The 21,782-nt window shown below is 65.6% G+C and carries 18 protein-coding genes and 1 other RNA gene; 12 read left to right on the top strand and 7 right to left on the bottom strand.

What is annotated here, in order from left to right:
* Positions 1-2: 2 nt before the first annotated feature.
* Genes fdhF through WS89_RS14120 form a run of 3 tightly spaced genes read right to left on the bottom strand, consistent with a single transcriptional unit; the run spans position 3 to position 5,046 of the window.
* Positions 3-2,954, bottom strand: a complete 2,952-nt coding sequence (fdhF, locus tag WS89_RS14130; RefSeq protein ID WP_059791546.1) for a formate dehydrogenase subunit alpha — start codon at positions 2,952-2,954, stop codon at positions 3-5.
* Between the two features lie 17 nt (positions 2,955-2,971).
* Positions 2,972-4,549, bottom strand: a complete 1,578-nt coding sequence (locus WS89_RS14125; RefSeq protein WP_059791544.1) for a formate dehydrogenase beta subunit — start codon at positions 4,547-4,549, stop codon at positions 2,972-2,974.
* A complete protein-coding gene (locus WS89_RS14120; RefSeq protein ID WP_059499981.1) occupies positions 4,546-5,046 on the bottom strand; it encodes an NAD(P)H-dependent oxidoreductase subunit E in 501 nt (166 codons plus the stop codon). Before WS89_RS14120 ends, WS89_RS14125 begins: the two co-directional genes overlap by 4 nt.
* A 131-nt stretch (positions 5,047-5,177) precedes the next feature.
* Here WS89_RS14120 and WS89_RS14115 point away from each other — a divergent pair, with 131 nt between their 5' ends.
* The 3 genes from WS89_RS14115 to WS89_RS14105 all read left to right on the top strand — a co-directional run bounded on the left by WS89_RS14115 (position 5,178) and on the right by WS89_RS14105 (position 7,364).
* Entirely contained in the window at positions 5,178-6,284 is a 1,107-nt protein-coding gene (locus WS89_RS14115) for a substrate-binding domain-containing protein (RefSeq protein ID WP_059791541.1), read from the top strand.
* Positions 6,285-6,385: 101 nt separating this feature from the next.
* Positions 6,386-6,655, top strand: coding sequence for a hypothetical protein (locus WS89_RS14110; RefSeq protein WP_059791540.1), 270 nt, complete (start codon positions 6,386-6,388; stop codon positions 6,653-6,655).
* 355 nt (positions 6,656-7,010) lie between these two features.
* On the top strand, positions 7,011-7,364 hold the full coding sequence (locus WS89_RS14105; protein WP_059791538.1) for a DUF4148 domain-containing protein: 354 nt from the start codon (positions 7,011-7,013) through the stop codon (positions 7,362-7,364).
* A gap of 256 nt (positions 7,365-7,620) precedes the next feature.
* On the opposite strand, the gene ssrA is transcribed toward WS89_RS14105, so the two are convergent.
* The 4 genes from ssrA to ompA all read right to left on the bottom strand — a co-directional run bounded on the left by ssrA (position 7,621) and on the right by ompA (position 10,254).
* Positions 7,621-7,990: a transfer-messenger RNA gene (gene ssrA / locus WS89_RS14100) on the bottom strand.
* A gap of 17 nt (positions 7,991-8,007) precedes the next feature.
* On the bottom strand, positions 8,008-8,721 hold the full coding sequence (gph, locus tag WS89_RS14095; protein WP_059501698.1) for a phosphoglycolate phosphatase: 714 nt from the start codon (positions 8,719-8,721) through the stop codon (positions 8,008-8,010).
* 13 nt (positions 8,722-8,734) lie between these two features.
* The gene (gene ubiG, locus WS89_RS14090) at positions 8,735-9,433 is read right to left on the bottom strand and encodes a bifunctional 2-polyprenyl-6-hydroxyphenol methylase/3-demethylubiquinol 3-O-methyltransferase UbiG (protein ID WP_059501696.1); all 699 of its coding nucleotides are present in this window, start codon (positions 9,431-9,433) and stop codon (positions 8,735-8,737) included.
* A 152-nt stretch (positions 9,434-9,585) separates the two neighbouring features.
* The gene (gene ompA, locus WS89_RS14085; RefSeq protein ID WP_006400736.1) at positions 9,586-10,254 is read right to left on the bottom strand and encodes an outer membrane protein OmpA; all 669 of its coding nucleotides are present in this window, start codon (positions 10,252-10,254) and stop codon (positions 9,586-9,588) included.
* 528 nt (positions 10,255-10,782) lie between these two features.
* Here ompA and gyrA point away from each other — a divergent pair.
* The 9 genes from gyrA (at position 10,783) to WS89_RS14040 (ending at position 21,755) form a co-directional block, all read left to right on the top strand.
* Positions 10,783-13,386, top strand: a complete 2,604-nt coding sequence (gyrA, locus tag WS89_RS14080) for a DNA gyrase subunit A (RefSeq protein WP_059791536.1) — start codon at positions 10,783-10,785, stop codon at positions 13,384-13,386.
* 83 nt (positions 13,387-13,469) lie between these two features.
* Positions 13,470-14,069, top strand: a complete 600-nt coding sequence (locus tag WS89_RS14075; RefSeq protein ID WP_006486966.1) for a DUF2059 domain-containing protein — start codon at positions 13,470-13,472, stop codon at positions 14,067-14,069.
* A 155-nt stretch (positions 14,070-14,224) separates the two neighbouring features.
* Positions 14,225-15,307, top strand: coding sequence for a 3-phosphoserine/phosphohydroxythreonine transaminase (gene serC, locus WS89_RS14070; RefSeq protein WP_059791533.1), 1,083 nt, complete (start codon positions 14,225-14,227; stop codon positions 15,305-15,307).
* Between the two features lie 33 nt (positions 15,308-15,340).
* On the top strand, positions 15,341-16,423 hold the full coding sequence (pheA, locus tag WS89_RS14065; RefSeq protein WP_034206715.1) for a prephenate dehydratase: 1,083 nt from the start codon (positions 15,341-15,343) through the stop codon (positions 16,421-16,423).
* Positions 16,424-16,610: 187 nt separating this feature from the next.
* A complete protein-coding gene (locus WS89_RS14060; protein WP_059791942.1) occupies positions 16,611-17,537 on the top strand; it encodes a prephenate dehydrogenase in 927 nt (308 codons plus the stop codon).
* A 13-nt stretch (positions 17,538-17,550) separates the two neighbouring features.
* Positions 17,551-18,855: a 3-phosphoshikimate 1-carboxyvinyltransferase gene (gene aroA / locus WS89_RS14055; RefSeq protein WP_059791532.1), complete on the top strand. Its 1,305-nt coding sequence runs from the start codon at positions 17,551-17,553 to the stop codon at positions 18,853-18,855.
* Between the two features lie 13 nt (positions 18,856-18,868).
* Positions 18,869-19,555 carry a (d)CMP kinase gene (cmk, locus tag WS89_RS14050; RefSeq protein WP_059574065.1) on the top strand — a complete coding sequence of 229 codons (687 nt, stop codon included), beginning with the start codon at positions 18,869-18,871 and terminating at the stop codon, positions 19,553-19,555.
* A gap of 141 nt (positions 19,556-19,696) precedes the next feature.
* On the top strand, positions 19,697-21,409 hold the full coding sequence (gene rpsA / locus WS89_RS14045; protein ID WP_011544885.1) for a 30S ribosomal protein S1: 1,713 nt from the start codon (positions 19,697-19,699) through the stop codon (positions 21,407-21,409).
* A gap of 22 nt (positions 21,410-21,431) precedes the next feature.
* On the top strand, positions 21,432-21,755 hold the full coding sequence (locus tag WS89_RS14040; RefSeq protein ID WP_006486894.1) for an integration host factor subunit beta: 324 nt from the start codon (positions 21,432-21,434) through the stop codon (positions 21,753-21,755).
* Positions 21,756-21,782: the final 27 nt, after the last annotated feature.

Raw genomic sequence — 21,782 nt, 5'->3', positions numbered from 1 at the left:
CCTCACTTGCCTGTTGTGACGGCGGCTGGCGCGGCGGCGCGGCGCTCGAGCAAGTCGAGCTGCTCCGAGTTGAAGCGCGCATACGCGCGCTGCCAGTCGGACGGCTGCGCAACCGGCATCACCTGCACGGCAGTCACCTTGTATTCGGGGCAGTTCGTCGCCCAGTCGGAGCTGTCCGTCGTGATCACGTTCGCGCCCGATTCGGGAAAGTGGAATGTGGTGTACACGACGCCCGGCTGCATGCGCTCCGTCACCAGCGCGCGCAGCACCGTCTGCCCCGCGCGCGATTCGATGCCGACCCAGTCGCCGGTGCGGATCCCGCGATCCTCGGCATCGTGCGGATGGATCTCGAGGCGATCCTCTTCGTGCCACCGCACGTTTTCGGTCCGGCGCGTCTGCGCGCCGACGTTGTATTGCGACAGGATGCGGCCCGTCGTCAGGATCAGCGGATAGCGCTGCGTGACCTTCTCCGGCGTCGGAATGAACTTGGTGATCACGAACCGGCCCTTGCCGCGCACGAACGTGTCGATGTGCATGGTCGGCGTGCCTTCCGGCGCGTGTTCGTTGCACGGCCACTGGATGCTGCCGAGTGCGTCGAGCTTGTCGTACGACACGCCCGAGAAGGTCGGCGTGAGCCGCGCGATCTCGTCCATGATTTCCGACGGATGCGTGTAGTGCATGTCGTAGCCGAGCGCCTGCGACAGCAGCAGCGTGACTTCCCAGTCCGCGTAGCCCGCGAGCGGCGGCATCACCTTGCGCACGCGCGAGATCCGGCGTTCCGCGTTCGTGAACGTGCCGTCCTTCTCGAGGAACGTCGAGCCCGGCAGCAGCACGTGCGCGTATTTCGCGGTTTCGTTCAGGAAGATGTCCTGCACGACGATGCATTCCATCGCCGACAGCGCGGCCGCGACATGCTGCGTGTTCGGATCCGACTGGACGATGTCCTCGCCCTGGCAGTAAAGCCCCTTGAAGCTGCCGTCGAGCGCGGCGTCGAACATGTTCGGAATCCGCAGCCCGGGTTCCGGCTGCAGCGTGGCCGCCCACGCCTGCTCGAACTGCGTGCGCACGACTTCGTCGCCGATGTGGCGGTAGCCGGGCAGTTCGTGCGGGAACGAGCCCATGTCGCACGAACCCTGCACGTTGTTCTGGCCGCGCAGCGGATTGACGCCGACGCCTTCGCGGCCGACGTTGCCGGTCGCCATCGCGAGGTTCGCGATGCCCATCACCGTCGTCGAGCCCTGCGCGTGTTCGGTCACGCCCAGCCCGTAATAGATCGCGGCGTTGCCGCCCGTTGCGTACAGGCGCGCGGCGGCGCGTACCAGCTCGGCCGGCACGCCCGTCACGTCCGCTGTCGCCTCGGGCGAATTGTCGGCCTGCGCGACGAAGTCGCGCCATTGCTCGAACGCGCGCGTCTCGCAGCGCTCGGCGACGAATGCGTCGGCCACCAGCCCTTCGGTGACGATCACGTGCGCCAGTGCATTGACGATCGCGACGTTGGTGCCCGGACGCAACTGCAGGTGATGCGTGGCCTTCACGTGCGGGCCGTCGACCACGTCGATGCGGCGCGGGTCGATCACGATCAGCTTCGCGCCTTCGCGCACGCGCCGCTTCAGCCGCGAGCCGAACACCGGGTGGCCGTCGGTCGGGTTCGCGCCCATCACGACGATCACGTCGGCCTGGCCGACCGATGCGAACGTCTGCGTGCCGGCCGATTCGCCGAGCGTCGTCTTGAGGCCATAGCCGGTCGGCGAGTGGCACACGCGTGCGCAGGTATCGACGTTGTTGTTGCCGAATGCGGCGCGCACGAGCTTCTGCACGAGATAGGTTTCCTCGTTCGTGCAGCGCGACGACGTGATGCCGCCGATCGAGTCGCGGCCGTACTTCTGCTGCAGCTTGCGGAATTGCGTCGCCGCGTAGGTGAGGGCTTCGTCCCAGCTCACTTCGCGCCACGGATCGGTGATCTTCTCGCGGATCATCGGCTTCGTGATGCGGTCCTTGTGCGTCGCATAGCCCCACGCGAAGCGTCCCTTCACGCATGCGTGGCCTTCGTTCGCGAGACCGTTCTTGTGCGGCGTCATGCGCACGACCTGCGTGCCCTTCATCTCGGCCTTGAACGAGCAGCCGACGCCGCAGTACGCGCAGGTCGTGATCACCGAGTGCTCGGCCTGCCCGAGCTGCACGACGGATTTTTCCTGCAGCGTGGCCGTCGGGCAGGCGGCCACGCATGCGCCGCACGACACGCATTCCGACGCCATGAACGATTCGCTTTCGCCCGCGGCGACGCGCGATTCGAAGCCGCGTGCGGCGATCGTCAGCGCGAACGTGCCCTGCGTTTCCTCGCACGCGCGCACGCAGCGGTTGCAGACGATGCATTTCGACGGGTCGTACGTAAAGTACGGGTTCGACTCGTCCTTCGTGCCCTTCAGGTGATTCGCGCCGTCGAAGCCGTAGCGCACTTCGCGCAGGCCGACCACGCCCGCCATGTCCTGCAGCTCGCAGTCGCCGTTGGCCGGGCAGGTGAGGCAGTCGAGCGGGTGGTCGGAAATGTACAGCTCCATCACGTTGCGGCGCAGCGACTGCAGCCGGTCCGACTGCGTGCGCACCTTCATGCCGGCTTCGGCGGGTGTCGTGCACGACGCCGGATAGCCGCGCCGGCCCTCGATCTCGACGAGGCACAGCCGGCACGAGCCGAACGGCTCGAGCGAATCGGTCGCGCAGAGCTTCGGGACGTTGATGCCGGCTTCGATCGCCGCGCGCATCACCGACGTGCCGGCCGGCACGGTGACCGGCTGGCCATCGATTTCGAGCGTGACGTCGGTGTCGGCATGCCGTTGCGGCGTGCCGTAGTCGGTATCGTCCAACGGATCGCGGGCGCGCGCCTGGGCGGCGCTCTTGCACGCGCATTGGCCCGAGCCGCAGCCGCCTTGGCGGACGTTGTTCGTGTCGAGGGACATGCAGGGCTCCTTCTGGGTCAGGCCGCAGCCTTGACCGGGCCCGACGCGGCATCCTTGCCGGCAGCGAGCCCGAAATCTTCGGGGAAATGGTCGAGCGCGGACAGCACCGGGTACGGCGTCATGCCGCCCATCGCGCACAGCGAGCCGGCGAGCATCGTGTCGCACAGGTCGCGCAACAGCGTGACCTGCCGCTCCGACGTATCGCCGTCGCGAATCCGCGCGATCGTCTCGACGCCGCGCGTCGAACCGATCCGGCACGGCGTGCACTTGCCACACGATTCGATCGCGCAGAACTTCATCGCGTATTCGGCCAGCTCGGCGAGATTCGACGTGTCGTCGTGCAGCACGATGCCGCCGTGGCCGACCACCGCGCCGATCGCCGTGTACGCCTCGTAGTCGAGCGGCACGTCCCACTGGTGGTCGGGCAGGTAGGTGCCGAGCGGGCCGCCGACCTGTGCGGCGCGTGCCGGCCGGCCGCTGGCCGTGCCGCCGCCGAAGTCGAACAGCAGTTCGCGCAGCGTGACGCCGAACGCGAGCTCGACGAGGCCGCCGTGACGGATGTTGCCTGCCAGCTGGAACGGCAGCGTGCCGCGCGAGCGGCCCATCCCGTAGTCGCGATAGAACGCGGCGCCGCGCGCGAAGATCACCGGCGCCGTCGCGAGCGTGATTACGTTGTTGATCACGGTCGGCTGGCCGAACAGGCCCGCGAGCGCGGGCAGCGGCGGCTTCGCGCGCACGACGCCGCGCTTGCCCTCGAGCGATTCGAGCAGCGCCGTTTCCTCGCCGCATACGTACGAGCCCGCGCCTTTCGCAACGTGCAGCTCGAACGCGTGCGCGGAGCCGAGCACGTGCTCGCCGAGCCAGCCGGCTTCGCGCGCGCGGCCGATCGCGGCTTCGAGCGTGGCGATCGCGTGCGGGTATTCGCTGCGCACGTAGATGTAGCCGACCGTCGCGCCGGTGGCGACGCCCGCGATGATCATCCCTTCGATCAGGCAGTACGGATCGCATTCCATCAGCAGGCGGTCGGAGAACGTGCCCGAATCGCCTTCGTCCGCGTTGCAGACGATGTATTTCTGCGTGGCGCGCGCTTGCCGCACGGTACGCCACTTGATGCCGGCCGGAAACGCCGCGCCGCCGCGGCCGCGCAGCCCCGACTCGATCAGCGTTTCGCATGCGGCGTCGCCGTCGAGCGCCAGTGCGTTCTTCAGGCCGGCGAGGCCGTCGTGTTGCAGGTAGTCGTCGATCGACAGCGGATCGGTCAGGCCGATGCGCGCGAACGTGAGCCGCTGCTGGCGCGCCAGATAGGGCAGCGCGTCGACGAGGCCGACGCCGCTCGGATGCGTGCCGCCTTCGAGCCAGTTGGCGTCGAACAGGGCCGGCACGTCGGCGGCCGACAGGTTCGCATAGCCGACGCGGCCCGGGGCCGTCCCGACTTCGACGAGCGGTTCGAGCCACAGCAGCCCGCGAGAACCGTTGCGGATCACCTCGACCGCGACGCCGCGCCGTTCGGCTTCGGCCGTGATCGCGGCGGCGAGCGCGTCGGCGCCGAGTGCCAGCGCGGACGAATCGCGCGGAACGTAGATGCGGGTCGTCATGCGGCCTCCGGCGTGTGGGCGACCGCGTCGGCCAGCAGGGCGTCGAACTTCTCCGGCGTGACCTTTGCGTGGAGCACCCCGTTGATTGTCATCGACGGCGATTGCGCGCACAGCCCGAGGCAGTAGACCGATTCGAGCGCGACGTCGTCCGGTGTGTGGGCTGCGGCGGCATCGCCGTGCGCGGCGTCGAACCGGCAGCCCGTGCGGGCTTCCGCGTGGGCGGCGAGCGTTTCGCAGCCCATGCTGCGGCACGCTTCGGCGCGGCACATCTGGATCGTGACGCGTGCGGGCGGCGCGGTGCGGAAATGGTGGTAGTAGGTCAGGACGCCGTGCACTTCCGCGCGCGACAGGTTCAGCGCCTTTGCGAGCGGCGCGACGCAGCCCGGCGGCACGTAGCCCGCCTCGTCCTGGATCGCGTGCAGGATCGCGACGAGCGACCGGCCGGCGCTCGCATGGCGCTCGACGAGCGCGTCGGGCGCGGGGGAATTCGGGGACATCGGTTATGCTCCTCCAAAGTCTCATATGCGCTCGAAATTCATATAGTGCGCAGCGGGACTTCGTTCTGATTGATTTCGACCAACGATAAGCGGAAGATTTCGCGGTCGCAATAGGAAATCGGGGTGCATAATTGATTCGGATCGAATGCGACGCGTATCTGACCGTACGCGACACGGAAGGCCGTTCGGCCAGCCTGTCCGACGTCGCTCCGCTGCTGGAACTCGTGGCCGATACGGGCAGCATCGCGCAGGCCGCGCAAGCCAAGGGGCTGTCGTACCGGCATGCGTGGGGCATGCTGCGCGCGCTGGAATCGTGCATCGGCGGGGAATTGATCGAAACCGCGCGCGGCAAGGGTTCGACGTTGTCGGCGCTCGGGCAGGCGGTCGTCGATGCGCAGCGTCTGGCACGCAGCCGCCTCGACGGAAACCTGCGCACGCTGGCGGCCGAGGTGGCCAGCGAGCTGAACCGGCGGCTCGCGCAGCGCGACGGCGCCGTGCGCATCCATGCGTCGCACGGTTACGCGGTCGCGACGCTCGTTTCCGCGCTCGTCGATGCGCAGGCGGCCGTCGACATCAAGTATCGCGAAAGCGTCGAGGCCGTGCAGGCGCTCGCGCGCGGCGAATGCGATCTCGCGGGCTTCCATTTGCCGCGCGGCGCGTTTCGCGCGCAGTGCGCGCAAATCTACCGGCCCTGGCTCGACGACACGCGCCACGTGCTGATTCACCTGACGCGCCGCCAGCAGGGGTTGTTCGTCCCGCGCGGCAACCCGAAGCAGGTGCGCGGGCTGGCGGATCTGGCGCGCGACGACATCCGCTTCGTCAACCGCCAGCCGGGATCGGGCACGCGCATGTTGCTGGATCTTGCGTTGCGCGCGATCGGCATCGACCCGGAGCGCATCGACGGCTATGCGTCGGCCGAACTCACGCATTCGGCGATCGCGGCGTTCGTCGCGAGCGGAATGGCCGATCTGGGGTTCGGCGTCGAGCCGGCTGCCCATCACTTCGGGCTCGACTTCATCCCGATCGTCGACGAGGACTATTACTTCGCATGCGAACGCGCACGGCTCGATGTGCGGCCGCTCGCCGATGTGCTGGCATTGCTGCGTGACGCACGCTTCGTCGAGCGTGTCGCGCATCTGGACGGCTACGATCCGGCCGCGTGCGGCGCGCTGGAGCCCATCGCAGCCGGGCTGGCCGGCCGCGACGACGCGAGTGGCGCGGACGGCAATTCGCGGTAACGAAGACGCGATCGAGCCGCGCTGCAACAGTGGGGGAATTGCGCTACGCTTGCCGCTTGATCAACGTTCCAACAAGCACGCCGTTCAGGCGTCATCCCGCCATGAAATTTTCCGTTCCCCTTGCCGCGGCAGCGTTGACCGCGGGGCTGCTGGTCGTCGCTTCGCCGTTTGCGTTCGCGCAGAATTCCCCGGGGGTGCCCGGCGGTATCCTCAGCGAACAGTTCCGCTTGAACGAACATCCACAGATGCCGTTCGCGGCGTCGGCGCCGTCGGAGAAATATCAGAGCGGCAAAAAGTCGGCATTGCGCCGCAAGGGTGACCTGGGCGACCCGAACGGCTGCAACCTGAAGTGCCCGATGGATGCCCGGTAACGGGCAGGCGGCGTGTGTGCGCGCGAGCGAGGCGCGCCTGTCTTCGGCACAGCGGTTTGATCAGCAGGCAGACGGCAGCAGACGCTCCGCTTGATTCCACTCTATTCGAGCCCCGCGAAGCCTTCCGCTTCGCGGGGCTCGTGCATTTGCGGCCCTTCACGCGATACGGGGAGGACGAAGCGGCCATTCGCCCGTATTGCCGTTCCGACACGATTCTAGGGTTAACCCGCAAATTAGGAAGGATGTCTTCCTGAAACCTGCCTTATTCTTAAGCACCCACCTACATAAACTTCGGTTTGTCGGCGCTGATCAAGGTGTTCACCGCCGAATCAGACAAATCTGGAGGTAGGTCATCATGAAGTCGCTCGTTCAAGCCGTTGTTGTTGCTGCTGCTCTCGTTGCTCCGGTCGCTTCGTTCGCCCAGTCGGGTTCGACGATCACCCGAGCGCAGGTGCGCGCCGAACTGGTTCAACTCCAGCAGGCCGGTTACAACTCAGCCCGCGGCGAAGATCCGCACTATCCGGAAGCGATCCAGGCCGCCACGGCCCGTATCGCTGAGCAGCAGCGCAGCGCGCTGGCACAAGCTCAAGGCGCCGACGCCAGCGGCTACGGTGCGCAGGCACAGGGTGCATCGGCGTCGGGTTCGCGCGCAATGGGCGTGCGCCCGGCCAGCGCGGAAGAAATGAAGTCGCTGTATCGCGGCAGTTAAACCGCGTATCGCCCGGTATGGGCAGGTGCGGGCGCGGCGCTGCGCCCGACGCCCGAACCATCGGGCCGGTCACCGCCCGGCGCAGCGACGATCGCGCGGGCGCGGCAGAACATCCGTCACCTCCTGCCGCCGGACATCGGCGGCATTCCGCCCGGCCCATCCGTGGCTGGGCGCTTTTTCGGAGGGAGTCGGACGCCGGAAACAAAAAACCCCGCAGACTTCCGTCATGCGGGGTTCGTGCGACGAGCGCGGAATTTGGTGGAGGCGGCGGGAATCGAACCCGCGTCCAGAAGCGCTCCACGACTAGTTCTACATGTTTAGTCCAGTCTTTTGATTTAACCGCAGCGACGCGGACGAACACGCTGCACTACGGCGATTCGCTGGATTTTCGACCCTGGCGTCGCGACGCCGACAGGGCTTAACTGACGTAAATGACCTCTGGCGGTATTGCTACCGGTCTTGCGACACTAGCCCGTCAGTGAACTAGGCAGAGGACGGCGGCCCTTAGGCTGCCAGTGCGAACGTATCGTCGTTTGCAGTTACGATTTTCCCATTGATTAACGAGGTGACGGGTCCTCGACATGCCCTAGCCGCTTCACAACCCCTGTCGAAACCAGGTCGCCCCCGCGGATAAGATCAAACATTATAGCCCAACATCGCGCAGCAGGTCCCGCAGTTCCTGCGTCGTGTCGACGAGGTGCTGGGCCTGCCAGTCGACCGGCGCGACGCCGTCGCCGCAATAGCCGTACGCAGCTGCCACTGTGGCCATGCCGGCGGCGCTGCCGGCCTGAATGTCGCGCAGGTCGTCGCCGACGTAGACGATGCGCGCAGGCGCGAGCGCCAACTGGTCGGCCGCATGTAGCAGCGGGGCCGGATGCGGCTTCGAGTGCGGCGTTGTGTCGCCCCCGACGACGCACGCGGCGCGCGGCGCGAGACCGAGCAGCTCGACGAGCGGCGCCGTGAGCCGCATCGCCTTGTTCGTGACGATGCCCCAGCGCACGCCGCGCGCATCGAGTTCGTCGAGCACGTCGCCGATGCCGGGGAACAGCGTCGTATGCACGCAGAGATCGGTTGCGTAGTTGGCCAGGAACTCGTCGCGCATCGCTTCGTAGCCGGGCGTGTGCGGATCGATGCCGAACGCGCCGCCGAGCAGGCCGCGCGCGCCGGCCGAGGCCAGCGGCCGCAACACGTCGAGCGACGTTTCGGGTAGGCCGCGCTCGCGCTGCATCTTGTTGACGGCTGCCGCGAGATCGGGCGCCGTGTCGGCGAGCGTGCCGTCCAGATCGAACAGGACCGCATCGCAGTGCAGCAAGCGCGGTTCGTCAGCGATCCGCGCAGTCGAAAGGGGAGTCGTCATGCCGGTCGAAAGGTCATGCGCCGCGTCGGCATGCGACGAGGTAGTTGATGTCGGTGTCGTTCGACAGCGCGAAGCGCTTGCCGATCGGGTGATACGTGATGCCCTTGATCTCGACGATGTGCAGATCCGTCGCGCGCACGAAGCCGGCCAGTTCCGACGGGCGGATGAAGCGCGCGTAATCGTGCGTACCCTTCGGCAGCATTTGTGCGATGTATTCCGCGCCGATCACCGCGAACAGATAGGACTTCAGGTTGCGGTTCAGCGTCGAGAAGAACACCCAGCCGCCCGGTTTCACGAGCGTCGCGCACGCGGCCACGATATCGCCGGGTGACGGCACGTGCTCGAGCATCTCCATGCATGTGACGACGTCGTAGGTGCCCGGTTCGCGCGCGGCGATCGCTTCGGCGGCGATCGCCTCGTAATCGACCGAAATGCCGCTTTCGAGGCTGTGCAGGTCGGCAACGCCAAGCGCTTCGGTCGACAGATCGATGCCTTTCACCTGGGCGCCGAGCCCGGCCATCGATTCGGACAGGATGCCGCCGCCGCAGCCGATGTCGAGCGCGCGCTTGCCGGCCAGGTGCGCATGCGCGTCGATCCAGCCGAGCCGCACCGGGTTCAGGTCGTGCAGCGGCTTGAATTCGGCATTCGGATCCCACCATCGGTGGGCGAGGTCGCTGAATTTCTGGAGTTCGTGCGGATCGGCGTTGGTCATGTCGGCAAACGGGCTACGAGAGGAGGGCGATGCTTCGGTGCGTCAGCCCCGAGTATATAAGCGGGCGGACGACGAGGCCAGCGAGCGCCTGGACGGGCATCAATGAAAAAGCCCCGCCGGAGCGGGGCTTTGAAGCAGTCGAAAACCGCGGCTTACTGCGCCGGAACGGTCGTCTTCTGCACTTCTTGCGTACCGACCACTTCGACTTCCACGCGGCGGTCCGGTGCGAGGCAGGCGATGAGTTGCTTGCGGTTCTTCTGGTTGCAGCCGGTCGTGACCGGGTTGCGCTTGCCCTTGCCTTCCGTGTAGATCTTGTTGGCCGGCACACCCTTGCTGACCAGGTACGACTTCACGGCTTGCGCACGGCGCAGCGACAGACGGTCGTTGTACTTGTCCGAACCGATGCGGTCCGTGTAGCCCGTTGCGACGACCACTTCCGTGTTCATGCCCTGGATCTTCGATGCCAGTTCGTCCAGCTTCTGCTTGCCCAGCGGCTTGAGCGTTGCCTTGTCGAAGTCGAACAGTGCGTCAGCTTGATACGTGATCTTCTGGCTCGTGATGGCCGGAGCGACCGGAGCGACCGGCGGCTGCGGTGCCTGGGCGACCAGTGCGCCATCGCACTTCGCGTTGGCGGTGGCCGGCGTCCAGAACGCATCGCGCCAGCAGAGCTCGTTCGTGCCGTTCATCCACACCCATTCGCCCGTGCCGTTCACCCAGTTGTCATTGACGGCTTGACGCGACGCCGGCACCGACTGTGCCGAAGCGGATGCAGCCATAACTGCGGTAGCTGCAATGAACGCGAGCTTTGAAAGTTTATTCATATTTCTCCTCTCGAAATTGAGATTACCGCAGGTTTACTGCGAGCCTGTTGACGGTGACAAGTCATACATTGCTCGAAGTATAACATTGGTGCGGCACAAAAAACGCGGCACCGCTCTGTGTAGACTTCGAGCAGCGTCTAACTTTCAGTGCGTTGGCATTTTGCCATATCGTTCCCTTCCTACGAAAAAAAATCCTCCCCACCCCAAGATCGCTTCAACTTTGTGGTGCATGCGCAACACCGGCCTGCCGTAACTTTTAGAGATTGTCAAGAGCGTGGCCGGGAAATCGTACGAATGCATGCCATCGTTTACTCGCGCGCGTGAAACACGGCGGATGGGATCGTATGCGACGTCTCCAGTCGCGCGCGATTTCGGCCGATTCGCCGCCGCCGCGATTTTTGCTGTTTACATATAGAGGGGGAGCGGATTGGCGGCTGATGGGCGCATGTTAGAATCTCGCGTTGCGTTGCGCATGCAGCGCCCACGCGAAAGGCGTTCGCCGTCTTCGCTCCGAAACGATACGGATACATGGATCAATTCGCCAAAGAGACCCTGCCCACCTCCCTCGAGGAGGAAATGCGCCGTTCGTATCTCGATTACGCGATGAGCGTGATCGTCGGACGTGCCCTTCCGGATGTCCGCGATGGCCTGAAGCCCGTGCACCGGCGCGTATTGTTCGCGATGCACGAACTGAACAACGACTGGAACCGCGCGTACAAGAAATCGGCGCGTATCGTCGGTGACGTGATCGGTAAATATCACCCTCACGGTGATACCGCGGTCTACGACACGATCGTGCGGATGGCGCAGGACTTCTCGCTGCGCTACATGCTGATCGACGGGCAGGGCAACTTCGGCTCGATCGACGGCGACAATGCCGCGGCGATGCGTTACACCGAAATTCGCATGGCGAAGATCGGTCACGAACTGCTCGCCGACATCGACAAGGAAACGGTCGATTTCGAGCCGAACTACGACGGCAACGAAACGCAGCCGTCGGTCCTGCCGTCGCGTATTCCGAACCTGCTGATCAACGGCTCGTCGGGCATCGCGGTCGGCATGGCGACCAACATCCCGCCGCACAACCTGAACGAAGTCGTCGACGCGTGCCAGCATCTGCTCGGCAATCCGGAGGCGACTGTCGACGAGCTGATCGAGATCATCCCGGCGCCGGACTTCCCGACGGCCGGCATCATCTACGGCGTCGCCGGCGTGCGCGACGGCTACCGCACCGGGCGCGGCCGTGTCGTGATGCGCGCGGCCACGCATTTCGAGGAGATCGACCGCGGCCAGCGGATGGCGATCATCGTCGACGAGCTGCCGTACCAGGTGAACAAGCGCTCGCTGCTCGAGCGGATCGCCGAGCTCGTCAACGAGAAGAAGCTCGAAGGCATTTCCGACATCCGCGACGAGTCCGACAAGAGCGGCATGCGCGTCGTGATCGAACTCAAGCGCGGCGAAGTGCCGGAAGTGGTGCTGAACAACCTGTACAAGGCGACGCAGCTTCAGGACACGTTCGGCATGAACATGGTCGCGCTCGTCGACGGCCAGCCGAAGCTGCTGAACCTGAAGGAAATCCTGCAGTGCTTCCTGTCGCATCGACGCGAAGTGCTGACGCGCCGCACGATCTACGAACTGCGCAAGGCCCGCGAGCGCGGCCACGTGCTCGAAGGTCTCGCGGTCGCGCTCGCGAACATCGACGAGTTCATCGCGATCATCAAGGCTGCACCGACGCCGCCGATCGCGAAGCAGGAACTGATGGCGAAGCCGTGGGATTCGTCGCTCGTGCGCGAGATGCTGACGCGCGCCGAGAGCGAGAACGCGGCGGCCGGCGGCCGGTCCGCGTACCGTCCGGAAGGCCTGAACCCGGCGTTCGGGATGCAGACCGACGGGCTGTACCGCCTGTCCGACACGCAGGCGCAGGAAATCCTGCAGATGCGTCTGCAGCGCCTGACCGGCCTCGAGCAAGACAAGATCATCGGCGAGTACCGCGAAGTGATGGCGCAGATCGCCGACCTGCTGGACATCCTCGCGCGCCCCGAGCGGATCACGACGATGATCGGCGAGGAACTGACGTCGGTGAAGGCCGAATTCGGCGACGCGCGCCGCTCGAAGATCGAGCTGAACGCGACCGAGCTGAACACCGAGGATCTGATCACGCCGCAGGACATGGTCGTCACGATGTCGCATGCGGGCTACGTGAAGTCGCAACCGCTGTCCGAGTACCGCGCGCAGAAGCGCGGCGGTCGCGGCAAGCAGGCGACGCAGATGAAGGAAGACGACTGGATCGAGACGCTCTTCATCGCGAACACGCACGACTACATCCTGTGCTTCTCGAACCGCGGCCGCGTGTACTGGGTCAAGGTCTATGAAGTGCCGCAGGGCTCGCGCAACTCGCGCGGTCGTCCGATCGTCAACATGTTCCCGCTGCAGGAAGGCGAGAAGATCAACGTCGTGCTGCCGGTCAAGGAATTCTCGGCCGACAAGTTCATCTTCATGGCGACGTCGCTCGGCACCGTGAAGAAGACGCCGCTCGAAGCATTCAGCCGCCCGATGAAGAAGGGCATCATCGCGGTCGGTCTCGACGATGGCGACTACCTGATCGGTGCGTCGATCACCGACGGCGCGCACGACGTGATGCTGTTCTCGGATTCCGGCAAGGCAGTGCGTTTCGACGAGAACGACGTGCGTCCGATGGGGCGCGAGGCGCGCGGCGTGCGCGGCATGCAACTCGAGGACGGGCAGCAGGTCATCGCGATGCTGGTCGCGGGCAGCGAGGAGCAGACCGTGCTCACCGCAACCGAGAACGGCTACGGCAAGCGCACCCCGATCACCGAATACACGCGTCACGGCCGCGGCACGAAGGGCATGATCGCGATCCAGACGTCCGAGCGCAACGGCAAGGTCGTGGCCGCCACGCTCGTCGACGCCGAGGATCAGATCATGCTGATCACCACGGCCGGCGTGTTGATTCGCACCCGTGTTTCCGAGATACGCGAGATGGGGCGCGCCACGCAAGGTGTTACACTCATCAGTCTCGATGAGGGTACCAAGCTCTCTGGCCTGCAGCAGATCGCGGAGGCCGAAGAGGGAGAGGGCGAGGCCGACGAGGCGTCGGACGGCGAAGCCTGAAGAACGGATGAGACTCTGGCCGCCGCGGGCGAAAAGCGCCGCGGCCGGCGAGCAACCATTCATATTTCCAAAAGGGAGTGATGATGCAAAAGCAATTCAAGCAACTGGTTCTGCTGGCTGCACTGGTGCCGACGTTCGCGATGGCGCAGGCGCTGTCGAATTCCGCACCGGCTGCTCCGGCGGCAGCTGCGCCGATCGACGCCGACAAGAAGGCGGCGATCAAGGATCTGCTCGACGCGATCGACGCGCCGAAGCTCGTGTCGGCAATCGGCAACAGCGCCGAAATGCAGGCCAAGCAGCTCGTGCCGGCGATCCTGTCGGACGCGCTGTCGGAAAACAAGACGCTGAACGACAAGCAGAAGCAGGCTGCCGTTCCGACGCTGCAGAAGAACGCGGTGCCGAAGCTGGTCGACGGTGCAGGCAAGGTGTTCGGCACGCAGCAGTTCCAGAGCGACGCGATGTCGGCTCAGTACGACGCGTACGCGAAGTACTACAGCACGTCGGAGATCAAGGATCTGACGACGTTCTACAAGAGCCCGACGGGCCGCAAGTTCATCCAGGTTCAGGATCAGGTCGGTCGCGACGTGGTCAACGGCCTGATGCAGAAGTACATGCCGCAAGCGATCCAGGCAACGCGTACGCAGGCTGACAAGGAAGTCGCAGCAGTCAAGCCGGGCAAGTAAGCTGTCCGGGCACGCCCCCGGCCGTTCGGCCGGGTTTGGCGGGAGCCTGACGACAGTGCGATAATGGCCGTTTGCGCGCGAGCGCAAGCGGCCATTTCTTTTCTGGCGCGTTTTGCCGGCGGCAAGCCGGTCGCGTCCCTCCCGAGGTTTTCACGATGCGCGTCTTTAATTTCTCCGCCGGCCCCGCGGCGATGCCCGAGGAAGTGTTGCGGCAGGCCGCCGACGAAATGCTCGACTGGCACGGCAGCGGCATGAGCGTGATGGAGATGAGCCATCGCGGCAAGGAGTTCATGTCGATCCACGAGGCCGCGCTGACCGACCTGCGCGACCTCCTCGGCGTGCCGGCGAGCCACCGGATCCTGTTCCTGCAGGGCGGCGGCATCGCGGAAAACGCAATCGTGCCGATGAACCTGCTCGGCTCGCGCAAGACGGCCGACTTCGTCGTGACGGGTTCGTGGTCGCAGAAATCGTTCGGCGAGGCGAAGAAGTTCTGCACGCCGCATCTGGCCGCGACCGGCAAGACGGAGGGCGGCTTCACGCGCGCGCCCGCGCGCGCCGAATGGCATCTGTCGGACGATCCCGCCTACGTGCATCTGTGCACCAACGAGACGATCGACGGCGTCGAGACGTTCGAGATCCCCGATCTCGGCGACGTGCCGCTGGTCGCGGATGTCTCGTCGCACATCCTGTCGCGCCCGATGGACGTCGCGAAGTACGGCGTGCTGTTCGGCGGTGCGCAGAAGAACATCGGGATGGCCGGCGTGACGGTCGTGATCGTGCGCGAGGATCTGCTCGATCGCGCGCTGTCGATCTGTCCGTCCGCATTCGAATGGAAGACCATCGCCGCGAACAACTCGCTGTACAACACGCCGCCCACCTACGCGATCTATATCGCGGGCCTCGTGTTCCAGTGGCTGAAGCGGCAGGGCGGCCTCGAAGCGATCGAGGCCCGCAATATCGAAAAATCGAAGCTGCTCTACGACACGATCGACGCGAGCAGTTTCTATCTGAACAAGGTCGAGCCGGCAGCACGTTCGCGGATGAACGTGCCGTTTTTCCTGGCCGACGAAACGCGCAACGAAGACTTCCTTGCCGGCGCAAAGGCGCGCGGGCTGCTGCAGCTGAAGGGCCACAAGTCCGTCGGCGGCATGCGGGCGTCGATCTACAACGCGGTGCCGCTCGAGGGCGTGAAGGCGCTCGTCGAGTACATGAAGGACTTCGAGCAGCGCGGCGCCTGACCGCGGCGCTGTTCAAACAGCACGGCAAAACGCATGGACGACGAACTGAATTCCCGCCTGAAACCGCTGCGCGACCGCATCGACGCGATCGACGCGCAGCTGATCGCGCTCCTGAACCAGCGCGCCGCGGTGGCGCTGGAGGTGGGCGAGGTCAAGAAGCATTTCAACGCGCCGGTGTTCCGGCCGGAGCGCGAGCTGCAGGTGATCGCGCGGCTGCAGGACATGAGCGCGGGGCCGCTCGCGAGCGAGCACATCAGCGCCATCTGGCGCGAGATCATGGCGGCGAGCCGCGCGCTCGAGCAGACGATCCACGTCGCGTTCCTCGGGCCGGTCGGCACGTACAGCGAGCAGGCGATGCTCGAGTATTTCGGTCAGTCGATCGAAGGCTTGCCGTGCCCGTCGATCGACGAGGTGTTCCGCTCGGTCGAGGCCGGGGCGTCCGCGTTCGGCATCGCACCGGTCGAGAATTCGACCGAAGGCGCGGTATCGCGCACGCTCGACCTGCTGTTGCAGACCCAACTGGTGATCAGCGGCGAGCTCGCGCTGCCGATCCATCACAACCTGCTCACGCAGAGCGGCACGCTCGACGGCGTGAAGCGTGTCTGCGCGCATGCGCAGGCGCTCGCGCAATGCCAGCAGTGGCTCGCGGCGAATGCGCCGCAGCTCGAGCGGCAAGCCGTGGCGAGCAACGCGGAAGCCGCGCGTCTGGCCGCGGCCGATCCGACCGTCGCCGCGATCGCGGGCGATCGCGCGGCCGCGCATTACGGCCTGCAGATTGCGTTCTCGCTGATCCAGGACGATCCGCACAATCGCACGCGCTTCGTGATCGTCGGCAAGCAGCCGGCCGGCCAGAGCGGTCACGACCAGACGTCGCTGATCGTGTCGGTGAAGAACGAGCCGGGCGCCGTGTTCAAGCTGCTCGAGCCGCTCGCGCGGCACGGCGTGTCGATGACGCGCTTCGAGTCGCGTCCGGCGCGCGTCGGTACGTGGGAGTACTACTTCTACATCGACATCGAAGGGCATCGCGACGATGCGGCGGTGGCGGCCGCGCTGGCGGAACTCGGCCAAAAGGCTGCGTTCCTGAAGATACTCGGTTCGTATCCGCGCGCACGCTGACGCGGCGGCTCGTCGCCTGCGGTGCGCAGGCGGCGCGCGAAGAAGCGGGCAGGGCAGGCCGATCGGCGCTGCCGAAGGCGGGGGCGGGCGGTATCCGGCGCAGGTTGCGCCGGGTGCGGGCCGGTTGCCCGGAATCTGGAATTCCGCGTGCTGGGCGTCGTCCCGCACGCGTAACTTGGCTCTTGTCGTGTCAGGCTTTGCATTCAACAAACTGGTCATCTTCGGCGTCGGCCTGATCGGCGGATCGCTGGCCCGCGCGCTGCGCGAACGCGCGCCGGGCGGCGCGGGCGAGATCATCGGCGTGGGCCGTTCGCGTGCATCGGTCGAGCGCGCGCTGTCGCTCGGCGTGATCGACCGCGCAGCGGCGCTCGACGACGACGCTCAGGTGCGCGACGCCCTTGCCGGCGCCGATCTCGTCTTGCTGGCCGCGCCTGTCGCACAGACGGGCCCGTTGCTCGCACGTATTGCGCCGTGGCTCGACGGCGCGACGATCGTCACCGATGCAGGCAGCACCAAGTCCGATGTCGTTGCGGCTGCGCGCGACGCGCTCGGCGCGCGGATCGTGCAGTTCGTGCCGGGTCATCCGATCGCCGGACGCGAGTCGAGCGGCGTCGAGGCTGCGTTGCCGGACCTCTACGTCGGCCGCAACGTCGTGCTGTGCCCGCTGCCGGAGAACGCGCCCGAAGCGGTGGCCCGGATCGACGCGATGTGGCGCGCGACCGGCGCCGACGTGCGCACGATGACCACCGAACAGCACGATCGCGTATTCGCGTCGATCAGCCATCTGCCACACGTGCTGTCGTTCGCGCTCGTCGAGCAGATTCTCGGCGAGGCCGACGCGGAACTGAAATTCTCGTATGCGGCCGGCGGTTTTCGCGATTTCACGCGCATCGCGGCGTCGAACCCGGAAATGTGGCGCGACGTGTGCGTCGCGAACCGCGCGGCGCTGCTCGACGAACTCGACGGCTACACACGCGTGCTCACGCGGTTGCGCGCGGCGATCGACGCCGGCGACGGCGCGGCGCTCGAAGCCGTATTCACGCGCTCGCGCGCCGCGCGCAAGGCATGGCAGGAACGCGGCGGCACGCCCGCTGCCGAACCGGTCAAGAAATAACAGGACGATTCCCATGGACTATCTCGATCTCGGCCCGTACTCCAGCGCATCGGGCACCGTGCGCCTGCCCGGCTCGAAGAGCATTTCGAACCGCGTGCTGCTGCTCGCGGCGCTCGCCGAAGGTGAAACGACGATCACCAACCTGCTCGACTCCGACGATACGCGCGTGATGCTCGATGCACTCGGCAAGCTCGGCGTGAAGCTCGCGCGTGCCGGCGACACCTGTGTCGTCGCCGGCACGCGCGGCGCGTTTACCGCGAAGACGGCCGACCTGTTCCTCGGCAACGCGGGCACGGCCGTGCGGCCGCTGACCGCCGCACTCGCGGTGAACGGCGGCGACTACCGTGTGCACGGCGTGCCCCGCATGCACGAGCGGCCGATCGGCGATCTCGTCGACGGCTTGCGCCAGATCGGCGCGCAGATCGACTACGAGCTGAACGAAGGCTACCCGCCGCTGAAGATCAAGCCCGCGACGATCTCGGTCGATGCGCCGATCCGCGTGCGCGGCGACGTGTCGAGCCAGTTCCTCACCGCGCTCCTGATGACGCTGCCGCTCGTGAAGGCGAGGGACGGCCGGATCGTCGTCGAAGTCGACGGCGAGCTGATCTCGAAGCCGTACATCGACATCACGATCCGGCTGATGGCGCGCTTCGGCGTGAGCGTCGAGCGCGACGGCTGGCAGCGCTTCGTCGTGCCGGCCGGCGTCCGCTACCGCTCGCCGGGGCGGATCATGGTCGAGGGCGACGCGTCGTCTGCGTCGTATTTCCTCGCGGCCGGCGCGCTGGGCGGCGGCCCGCTGCGGGTCGAGGGCGTCGGGCGGGCGAGCATCCAGGGCGACGTCGGCTTCGCGAATGCGCTGATGCAGATGGGCGCGAACGTGACGATGGGCGACGACTGGATCGACGTGCGCGGCATCGGCCACGATCACGGCAAGCTCGAGCCGATCGACATGGACTTCAACCTGATTCCCGACGCGGCGATGACCATCGCGGTCGCGGCGCTGTTCGCGAACGGCACGAGCACGCTGCGCAACATCGCGAGCTGGCGCGTGAAGGAGACCGACCGCATCGCCGCGATGGCGACCGAGCTGCGCAAGGTCGGCGCGATCGTCGAGGAAGGCCCCGACTATCTCGTCGTCACGCCGCCGGAAAAGCTCACGCCGAACGCGGCGATCGATACGTACGACGATCACCGGATGGCGATGTGCTTCTCGCTCGTCAGCCTGGGCGGCGTGCCCGTGCGGATCAACGATCCGAAGTGCGTCGGCAAGACGTTCCCCGACTATTTCGACCGCTTCGCCGCGCTCGCCAAAGCCTGATCCGACTGTTCCGATGAAATCGACCCGACCCTTTCACCCGACTCCCGTCATCACGATCGACGGCCCGACCGCCTCCGGCAAGGGCACCGTGGCGGCGCTCGTCGCCGCGCACCTCGGCTTCCACCTGCTCGACAGCGGCGCGCTGTACCGGCTCGCGGCGCTCGCGAGCGTGCGCTACGGAATCGCCGCGGAAGACGTCGACGCGCTGGTGAAGCTGATCGACGATCTGCACATCACGTTCCGTGAAGGCTGCGCGCAGCTTGACGGCGTCGACGTGTCGAACGACATCCGTGCCGAAGCGGTCGGCAACCGCGCGTCGGCCATTGCCGTGCACGGCCCCGTGCGCACCGCGCTCGTCGCGCGCCAGCGGGCGTTTCGCAAGACGCCGGGCCTCGTGGCGGACGGGCGCGACATGGGCACGGTGATCTTCCCCGACGCCGTGCTGAAGGTGTTCCTGACGGCCAGCGCCGAGGCGCGTGCGACCAGACGGCATAAGCAATTGATGCAAAAAGGTTTTTCTGCTAACATAGATGACTTGCTCCGGGATCTTCGTGAACGTGACGCGCGCGACAGCAATCGCGCAGCCGCGCCGCTGAAGCCTGCGGCAGATGCCAAGCTGCTCGATACGTCGGCACTTTCGGTCGATGAAGCCGTCGATCAGGTGCTGCAGTGGTACCGGGCGCTCGGCCAGCCAGCCTGAGAAGGCGGGCGGCAGTAGGTGCTCCGCGCGTAAGTGCAGAGCGTGTTTCGAACCCTTAACCCCGTGTGGTCTTCGATCTGGCCCTTTCAGCCTGCCATTCCGGCCGGCGTGGCACAGCGAGCCATGCACAATCAGATTTTTATGTCCGACCTGCAAACCTCCACCCCGAATACCGAATCCTTTGCGGCTCTGTTCGAAGAGTCGCTGACCCGCCAAGACATGCGCGCCGGCGAAGTGATTTCCGCCGAAGTCGTGCGCGTCGACCACAACTTCGTGGTCGTCAATGCAGGCCTGAAGTCCGAGGCTTACATTCCGATCGAGGAATTCCTGAACGATCAGGGCGAGGTTGAGGTGCAGTCGGGCGATTTCGTGTCCGTCGCGATCGACGCACTCGAAAACGGCTACGGCGACACGATCCTGTCGCGCGACAAGGCGAAGCGCCTTGCATCGTGGCTGTCGCTGGAAAAGGCGCTCGACAACAACGAGCTCGTCACCGGCACGATCACCGGCAAGGTGAAGGGCGGCATGACCGTGATGGTCAACGGCATCCGCGCGTTCCTGCCGGGTTCGCTGGTCGACACGCGTCCGGTCAAGGACACGACCCCGTACGAAGGCAAGACGCTCGAGTTCCGCGTGATCAAGCTCGATCGCAAGCGTAACAACGTCGTGCTGTCGCGTCGTGCAGTGATCGAGGCAACGCAAGGCGAAGAGCGCGCGAAGCTGCTCGAGACGCTGAAGGAAGGCGCGATCGTCAACGGCGTGGTCAAGAACATCACCGATTACGGCGCGTTCGTCGACCTCGGCGGCATCGACGGCCTGCTGCACATCACCGACATCGCATGGCGTCGTGTGCGTCACCCGAGCGAAGTCCTGTCGGTTGGCCAGGAAGTCACCGCGAAGATCCTCAAGTTCGACCAAGAGAAGAACCGCGTCTCGCTGGGCATCAAGCAACTGGGCGACGATCCGTGGGAAGGCATCTCGCGCCGTTACCCGTCGGGCACGCGCCTGTTCGGCAAGGTCACGAACATCACCGACTACGGCGCATTCGTCGAAGTGGAATCGGGCATCGAAGGCCTCGTCCACGTGTCGGAAATGGACTGGACCAACAAGAACGTTGCGCCGTCGAAGGTTGTCCAGCTGGGCGACGAAGTCGAAGTCATGGTCCTCGAGATCGACGAAGACCGTCGTCGTATCAGCCTCGGCATGAAGCAGTGCAAGCCGAATCCGTGGGATGACTTCAGCCGCAACTTCAAGAAGGGCGACAAGATCACGGGCGCAATCAAGTCGATCACCGACTTCGGCGTGTTCATCGGTCTGCCGGGCGGCATCGACGGCCTGGTCCACCTGTCGGATCTGTCGTGGAGCGAAGCCGGCGAAGAAGCCGTTCGCAAGTACAAGAAGGGCGACGAAGTCGAAGCAATCGTGCTCGGTATCGACGTCGAGAAGGAGCGTATTTCGCTCGGCATCAAGCAGCTCGAAGGCGACCCGTTCAGCAACTACGTTGCAATGAACGACAAGGGCTCGATCGTCGACGGCGTCGTGAAGACGGTCGATGCGAAGGGTGCGGTCGTCACGCTGACGGGCGACATCGAAGGCTACCTGCGTGCGTCGGAAATCTCGCAGGATCGCGTCGAAGACGCACGCAACGTGCTGAAGGAAGGCGACAAGGTCAACGCGATGGTGATCAACATCGATCGCAAGTCGCGCGGCATCAACCTGTCGATCAAGGCGAAGGATTCGGCCGAACAACAGGAAGCGATCCGCGGCCTGCAGTCGGACTCCAGCGCTGCTGCGACCGGTACGACCAACCTCGGCGCGCTGCTGAAGGCGAAGCTCGACGGCCAAAACCAGTAAGCCTTACGAGGTCTGCTGAAGTATGACCAAATCCGAGTTGGTCGCGCAGCTGGCATCGCGATTTCCGCAACTTGTCCTCAAGGATGCGGATTTCGCGGTGAAAACGATGCTCGATGCGATGTCCGACGCCCTGGCGAAAGGGCATCGCATTGAAATTCGGGGTTTCGGCAGCTTTGGCCTCAATCGTCGCCCGGCGCGTGTCGGACGCAACCCGAAGTCGGGGGAGAAAGTGCAGGTGCCCGAGAAGTTCGTGCCGCACTTCAAACCTGGCAAGGAATTGCGTGAACGCGTCGACGGTCGCGCCGGTGAACCGCTGAAGGCTGACGATCCGGACGACGAGCGTTGAACGTCGTTCGGTGTGCCCGGAACCTGT

Source organism: Burkholderia sp. MSMB1072 (assembly GCF_001524725.1).
Taxonomy (GTDB): domain Bacteria; phylum Pseudomonadota; class Gammaproteobacteria; order Burkholderiales; family Burkholderiaceae; genus Burkholderia.
This window is presented reverse-complemented; position numbering and strand designations above follow the sequence as displayed.

Bases quoted from the DNA above. Each gene is read 5' to 3' on its own strand.
- fdhF (WP_059791546.1), bottom strand. From the start codon at position 2,954: ATGTCCCTCGACACGAACAACGTCCGCCAAGGCGGCTGCGGCTCGGGC.
- WS89_RS14125 (WP_059791544.1), bottom strand. From the start codon at position 4,549: ATGACGACCCGCATCTACGTTCCGCGCGATTCGTCCGCGCTGGCACTC.
- WS89_RS14120 (WP_059499981.1), bottom strand. From the start codon at position 5,046: ATGTCCCCGAATTCCCCCGCGCCCGACGCGCTCGTCGAGCGCCATGCG.
- WS89_RS14110 (WP_059791540.1), top strand. From the start codon at position 6,386: ATGAAATTTTCCGTTCCCCTTGCCGCGGCAGCGTTGACCGCGGGGCTG.
- WS89_RS14105 (WP_059791538.1), top strand. From the start codon at position 7,011: ATGAAGTCGCTCGTTCAAGCCGTTGTTGTTGCTGCTGCTCTCGTTGCT.
- gph (WP_059501698.1), bottom strand. From the start codon at position 8,721: ATGACGACTCCCCTTTCGACTGCGCGGATCGCTGACGAACCGCGCTTG.
- ubiG (WP_059501696.1), bottom strand. From the start codon at position 9,433: ATGACCAACGCCGATCCGCACGAACTCCAGAAATTCAGCGACCTCGCC.
- ompA (WP_006400736.1), bottom strand. From the start codon at position 10,254: ATGAATAAACTTTCAAAGCTCGCGTTCATTGCAGCTACCGCAGTTATG.
- gyrA (WP_059791536.1), top strand. From the start codon at position 10,783: ATGGATCAATTCGCCAAAGAGACCCTGCCCACCTCCCTCGAGGAGGAA.
- WS89_RS14075 (WP_006486966.1), top strand. From the start codon at position 13,470: ATGCAAAAGCAATTCAAGCAACTGGTTCTGCTGGCTGCACTGGTGCCG.
- serC (WP_059791533.1), top strand. From the start codon at position 14,225: ATGCGCGTCTTTAATTTCTCCGCCGGCCCCGCGGCGATGCCCGAGGAA.
- pheA (WP_034206715.1), top strand. From the start codon at position 15,341: ATGGACGACGAACTGAATTCCCGCCTGAAACCGCTGCGCGACCGCATC.
- aroA (WP_059791532.1), top strand. From the start codon at position 17,551: ATGGACTATCTCGATCTCGGCCCGTACTCCAGCGCATCGGGCACCGTG.
- cmk (WP_059574065.1), top strand. From the start codon at position 18,869: ATGAAATCGACCCGACCCTTTCACCCGACTCCCGTCATCACGATCGAC.
- rpsA (WP_011544885.1), top strand. From the start codon at position 19,697: ATGTCCGACCTGCAAACCTCCACCCCGAATACCGAATCCTTTGCGGCT.
- WS89_RS14040 (WP_006486894.1), top strand. From the start codon at position 21,432: ATGACCAAATCCGAGTTGGTCGCGCAGCTGGCATCGCGATTTCCGCAA.